This window comes from Streptococcus sp. UBA3373 (assembly GCF_002360305.1).
Classification (GTDB): domain Bacteria; phylum Bacillota; class Bacilli; order Lactobacillales; family Streptococcaceae; genus Streptococcus; species Streptococcus alactolyticus.
Genome location: NZ_DEQF01000009.1, coordinates 1 through 6,122, shown reverse-complemented (window position 1 = coordinate 6,122; position 6,122 = coordinate 1). Strand labels below are relative to the sequence as shown.

4 protein-coding genes are annotated in these 6,122 nt (G+C 40.2%); 3 read left to right on the top strand and 1 reads right to left on the bottom strand.

Annotated features, from left to right (window positions below):
• Nucleotides 1-55: 55 nt before the first annotated feature.
• Nucleotides 56-2,335: a Xaa-Pro dipeptidyl-peptidase gene (locus B3R79_RS01560; RefSeq protein WP_293693375.1), complete on the bottom strand. Its 2,280-nt coding sequence runs from the start codon at nt 2,333-2,335 to the stop codon at nt 56-58.
• A gap of 118 nt (nt 2,336-2,453) precedes the next feature.
• On the opposite strand from B3R79_RS01560, the gene gla reads away from it, so the two are divergent.
• The 3 genes from gla (at nt 2,454) to B3R79_RS01545 (ending at nt 6,018) form a co-directional block, all read left to right on the top strand.
• The gene (gene gla, locus B3R79_RS01555; RefSeq protein WP_168260351.1) at nt 2,454-3,299 is read left to right on the top strand and encodes an aquaglyceroporin Gla; all 846 of its coding nucleotides are present in this window, start codon (nt 2,454-2,456) and stop codon (nt 3,297-3,299) included.
• Nucleotides 3,300-4,354: 1,055 nt separating this feature from the next.
• Complete coding sequence (locus B3R79_RS01550) at nt 4,355-5,101, top strand: CppA N-terminal domain-containing protein (protein ID WP_293693373.1); 747 nt, start codon at nt 4,355-4,357, stop codon at nt 5,099-5,101.
• Nucleotides 5,098-6,018 (top strand): serine hydrolase domain-containing protein, encoded by a 921-nt coding sequence (locus B3R79_RS01545; RefSeq protein WP_293693371.1) that lies wholly within the window; start codon nt 5,098-5,100, stop codon nt 6,016-6,018. Before B3R79_RS01550 ends, B3R79_RS01545 begins: the two co-directional genes overlap by 4 nt.
• The last annotated feature ends 104 nt before the right edge of the window (nt 6,019-6,122 follow it).

Here is a 6,122-nt window from a genome sequence, read left to right as displayed (position 1 = left end):
CTACAGAAATTATAGAGCCAAAGAAGTCAAATATCAGATTTGACTTCTTTTTGTGTTAGTCATCGATAGGCAAATGCAAGTATGACTGGCTTAAATCCACGGTTAAGTGGTACTTGCTATTATCACGAATCGTATGTTCAAAATCAGTGGTGTAAAGCAAGACACGCAGCGTATCGCCCTTTTCTAGTTGGTAAAGGCTTGGTTGCAAGGTCAAGTCAAAGCACATCCACTTATCAGCAGTAACGTCCTCAATAGTCATGAGATCCGTGCGATTTTGCAGGTTCATAAGCCCTTTCGTAATCACACGCTCAGGTGTTTTAGTAAATGGCAATTCTTTGAGAGCCTCGCGAGAGAAATTGTGTCCATTGTCAATGGCGTGTAAACCAAGGACAGCTGGCAGGTCTTTGAAACGTTTTTTCTCACCGTAATCAAGTACCTGAGCAGACAAGATACCCTTATTGACACTTGATTTCACTTTCAGATGCAGGGTCATTTGACCGTTGATACGCCAGCTATCTTCCACTGGAAAATCAAGGCAAATGCTATTGGCTTTGCCAGCAAACAAGTCTTTTTTAAATGTTCTAAACTGCTTGCCATAACGTTCAAAATCAGCTTCGTCATACTGGTTATCAATGACTCGCTCTTCACTACCAAGAGCAAGGGTCACTTGTTTGTCACTACCAAATGTGTCCAATTTTTCCCATCTTTGTGGTTGGCTATTATCTTGCCAAACAACCGTCGGTAGCGTAAAGTGATTGTCTTGACCGAGCATTTTTTCTGAAAGCAAGGCATTCATGCTTTCACGAAAATCAATGGATTGCCAATTGTGCATGTAAACGTGCTCGCCATGGTGTAAAAAGGCGTGTTTTTCGACCGTGTCAGGCAGAGCATTGAAAATGTTGAAAACATGGCGCGGCTTGACATTCCAGTCCTGAAGCCCGTGAGTAAAGACGCAAGTCGCCTGTACCTTATCAGCGTGTGGTAGATAATTGCGGTCATGCCAAAATTGATTGTAATCCCCAAACGTGCGGTCCAATTGAGCGGATTGAGCATCAAGCAAGTCTTGGTAATGCGCATTGTGACGGAGGTAATCTCCAGCCAATAAATTGCGTGAATAGGTTAATTCGGTCAATACGTCAAGGTCCTCACCAGGATAGCCACCAGGGCTGCAAACAAGACCATTTTCACGGTAATAATCATACCAAGATGAAATAGCTGACTCGGAAATAATAACCTTCAAACCGTCCACACCAGTGGTTGCAAGAGCCGTTGACATGGTTCCTAGGTAAGATTTCCCAGTTGTACACACCAAGCCACTAGCCCAATCTGCTAATACTTTCTTGTCGCGACGATGGCTAGAAAAGGCAATCGCTCTGCCATTTAACCAATCAATCACCGCTTTAAAGCTTTCCACTTGGGCATAGTCGCCGCTGGTCATAAAGCCATCAGAACCCGCTGTTCCGACGCCTGAAACATAGATATTTGCAAAACCACGCGCAAGGAAGTAATCGTTCAGGGTGTAGGGGTCAATAAAGTGGAAGCTTTCTTCACTATTTCCAACAGGCAGGTCCTCGTCAGCTAAGTTTAAAGGCTCAAAATCATGCGTTTCAACGTTTATCTTGCCCACTGGTTTAACCGCTAATTCCCCTTTCATTTTGTACAATTTTTTGTCATTAGCAAGGCCATTTGTCCCTGCGTGGTAAGGGCTTGCTGTCATCATGGTTGGTAAGGGGTGCTTGCTTTTTGCACGAATAATAGTAACCTTAATCAAGTCGCTTTTACCGTTTTGGTCCGTGTCAATCGGAGCTTGCACATAAACAATCTCACGGACGACATCTGTCGTATCAAAGGTAGCTAGAGATTTGCCATTAAAAAAGTGGTAGTCATTGTCAACGGGGATAAGCCCACGACTAACCACATCATCTAGTAAGGTCATGCCAGATTTATTTCGGCTGGCTAGTAGATGGTAAAGCGTCTCAAGCATATGCCCTTTTTGATAATGCACAGGAAAGGCTATTTTTTCTACAAATGCATTCGTATCTGTGAAATCCACATGAGGAATAAAGCCCAGCAATTGCAGTGCAACGGTGTTGAAAATATCCGTTGTCAAAGGCGCATCAGATTGGAAAAAGGTCAGCAAATCTGTGCCAAAATCAGCCAAAAGATTGTGGAGTGGATAGTCCGTATCCTCATAGTTAAAGAAGATTTTGCGGCAGAAATTTTCCAAAGCCATCTTGTCTTCATGCTTTTGGTTGAGGTCAAATCCTAAGGCTTGCAATTCTTGTTCAACAATGGCGACAGGTCTTGGGATGAAAGAGAATTGATTGTATTTCATGAAACTTCCTTTCTATAAAAGTAAACGTTTTTATTTTAAAGAGAGCCTTTACATTGTCTATTATACTTGATAAAATGATACTTGTCTAAACTATAATTTTGGAGGAAACAAAAGACACATGGATGTTACATGGACTGTGAAATACATCACAGAATTTATCGGGACGGCATTCCTTATTATCCTTGGAAATGGTGCTGTTGCTAACGTTGAACTTAAAGGGACAAAAGGATACAGATCTGGTTGGATTATCATTGCCGTTGGTTATGGATTTGGTGTGATGATTCCAGCACTTATGTTTGGTAATGTTTCAGGAAACCACATTAACCCAGCCTTTACTTTGGCACTTGCTATTTCTGGTTTATTTGATTGGGCTCACGTTCCACAATATATTCTTGCTCAATTCTTAGGTGCAATGTGCGGTCAATTGCTTGTTGTGATGACTCATAAACCTTTCTACCTCAAAACAGAAAACCCAAATGCTATTCTTGGTTCATTCTCAACTATTTCAGCTGTTGACGATGGCACACAAGCAAGCCACAAAGCTGCTTGGATCAATGGTTTCCTAAACGAATTCTTAGGTTCATTTGTCCTATTCTTTGGCGCTATGGCTTTGACGAAAAACTACTTTGGTGCTGAATTGATCACACGCTTGACAACTTACGGTTATGATGTGACAACAGCAACAAGCCAAGTAGTTCCTTACACAACAGGATCACTTGCAGTAGCACACTTGGGTCTTGGTTTCCTTGTAATGACTTTGGTGGCTTCACTTGGAGGTCCTACAGGTCCAGGTCTTAACCCAGCGCGTGACCTTGGTCCACGTATTGTCCATGCTTTGCTTCCAAAATCAGTTCTTGGTGAACACAAGGGTGATTCTAAATGGTGGTATGCTTGGGTACCAGTAGTAGCTCCAATTCTTGCAGCTATTGCAGCCGTTTGCCTATTCAAATTCTTGTATTTATAATACCTGTTTTTTAAGAGCCTGTTTAGGCTCTTTTTCTTTTGCTAAAAAGTGGCTCCTTGTCAACTGTAGTGGGGTGACCTCAGCTAACATCAAGAGAGAACCAAATTGTTTTTTTCTTTTTTGGGAAGAATCTCCTCTGTGCATCTTATATGTTGATTTTTGCAACTTATAGGCCAAAAGAATATAAATTTTATTGATGGAGCTATACTAATAATGTCAAACGTGACAAATTTTAATAAGGAGGAAACCTAGAGGATTAGTGGTGAAATACTTAAAAAAACTTCTACTCTTGCTTTGCATTGGTGCAATCTACAATCTATATTTTACTCTCATAAATTCAAGTTTAACGTCTTGGATCAATATTATTATATTCATAATATTCGGATATGTTGAAGTGTTTGCTTTAGAGTTATTATTTAAATACTCCATCAAATTTCAGAAAAAACATCTATATCCAAGTACTTACTATATTTTTAATATCTAGTATAGTTGAAATGGCATATATGCTGGTTGTTGGCTTGAGTTTTACTATAGCAATCCGTTTTGTTTTGCTAGAAATACCTATTACAATCATTGGTTTATTGTATTGGAAGTATCATGTTGATAAAATTGAAAAATTATTAAGAGACAAAAAATCTAATCTATCAAATTGACTTTTATGATTAACATTGCTATTCTAGTTTATCAATTACATAAGTTTCGAAAACTCATTTTTGATAATCTCTTGATAACCCGTGGTCTGAAATAATAGGTTAGATAATAAACGAATAAAGTCTCTAATAGGTGCTTGGTATTACTGACATTTATCAAAGAATGATAAATGAGATAAAAAAGGATCTTAAGAAAGCTACAATTCTCAAAGCGTTAATCAACACGATTATATTAACGTTTATGGGCATTCAAGAGTCATCTCTGGCTGGTAGTGTCTACTACAGAAATTATAGAGCCTAAAAAGCACATAATTTCTTGTCAAATGCTATTTTTTTTTCTACAATAGAGTAGCCGCTTATATAAGAGATGCTTTTGGCATTACACAACATAGCAAGGAGAGATAAATGACATTATTTGACGGCATCACCTTTAAACACCCCGTTTTACGCGTGAATAACCGTGACCACAATATTGATTTTTACAAACGACTAGGATTTAAATTGGTAGTTGAGGAGAACGCCCTTGCTATTTTTTCAGCTAAAAATAAAAAGGCTAGTTTCATCATTGAAGAATCGCCACATCCCCGTACAAGAGCTGTAGAGGGCACTAAAAAGACCAATCAACTGGTCGTTAAACTCCCAAATGCAAACGAGTTATTGGCTGTTTTAGGAAATGGTGTTGTTGTTGAACGTTTGTTTGAAGGCGACAAAGGTTTCGCTTTTGAAACGATTTCTCCAGAAGGTGATCTCTTCTTGCTGCACGCAGAAGACGATGTAGCCACTTTGAAAGAAATTGAGCCAAAGAGCTTCCCTCAAAACGGAGACTTGGCTATCGTTTCAGATTTTCAATTTGAGCAAATCACGCTTAATGTCGCTGATGAAGCTGCAGCACGTGCTTTCTACGACGATGTTTTTGCTGGGGAATTTCTTGTGGATATGCGTTTTGTTCAGGCCAGTGGACCTGATTTGACAGTAGAACCGCATGAAACATGGGATTTGGAGATTTTGGAATGCCAAGTACCCCAAGACTATGATTTGAAACACTTGTCTGATTTTCTAGAACAAAAGGGTCAAGAGGTTTACTTAGACAAAAAAGAAAAAGTCCTTGTACTTTCAGACCCTAATCGCATTGAAATTTGGTTTACAAAGTGATGGATTTATTAGATATTGTCCATGACCAAATGACACGTCATATTTACAATGGAGCCTCTGTGGCTCTTTTTAAAAATGGTCAGTGGACGGAGCATTACATTGGTACAATTGATGGGAAAACACCTGTTCAACCCAATCGCATTTACGATTTAGCCTCAGTATCAAAAGTTGTCGGTGTGGGAACGGTGATGATTTCGCTTTGGCAGGAGAAAAATTGGGATTTAGACGCCCCTTTGGTGCACTGTTACCCTGATTTTCAGGACAATACGGTGACCTTGCGGCAACTCTTAACCCATGGCAGTGGCATTGATCCTTTTATTCCTAACCGTGATAAGCTAAACGCACAGGAGTTGAAAGCGGCTATCAATCACATTCGAGTGACCGACTCTAAAGCTTTTTTGTACACCGACATTAACTTTTTGCTGCTAGGTTTCATGTTAGAATACCAGTTGGGGCAATCCTTGGATGAGATTTTCAAGGAGCTTGTTTTCCAGCCTTTTGGGATGGAAAAGACCAGCTTTGGTCCTGTAAAAGGGGCGGTTCCAACGCTTTCAGGTGTTACGGACGGTATGGTTCATGATCCCAAAGCTAAGGTTTTGGGCCATCACTCAGGTTCTGCGGGCTTGTTTTCAACGGTCAAGGATTTGGAAGTGTTCTGCCAGCATTATTTGACGGACGACTTTGCTCGTGGCATTTGGCGTAATTTTAGCAGTACGGCAAAGGAGCGCTCTCTAGCTTGGAACAAGGAAGGGGACTGGTTGGACCATACAGGCTATACTGGACCTTATATCGCCATTAATCGCAAGGAGCAAAAAGCAGCGATTTTTTTGACAAATCGCACCTATGATTACGATGATAGACCGCTTTGGATTGAAGAACGAAAATTGATTTCGCAATGGATTCAGAAACATTTCTAAGCATGTCCGCCTCATAGTTGAGGTGGTTTTTTTGATGATCTTAACAACACAAAAAGCAGCCTTGCCTATCGACAAGACTGCTTTTTTCGGCTCTATAATTTCTG

Bases quoted from the DNA above. Each gene is read 5' to 3' on its own strand.
- B3R79_RS01560 (WP_293693375.1), bottom strand. From the start codon at position 2,335: ATGAAATACAATCAATTCTCTTTCATCCCAAGACCTGTCGCCATTGTT.
- gla (WP_168260351.1), top strand. From the start codon at position 2,454: ATGGATGTTACATGGACTGTGAAATACATCACAGAATTTATCGGGACG.
- B3R79_RS01550 (WP_293693373.1), top strand. From the start codon at position 4,355: ATGACATTATTTGACGGCATCACCTTTAAACACCCCGTTTTACGCGTG.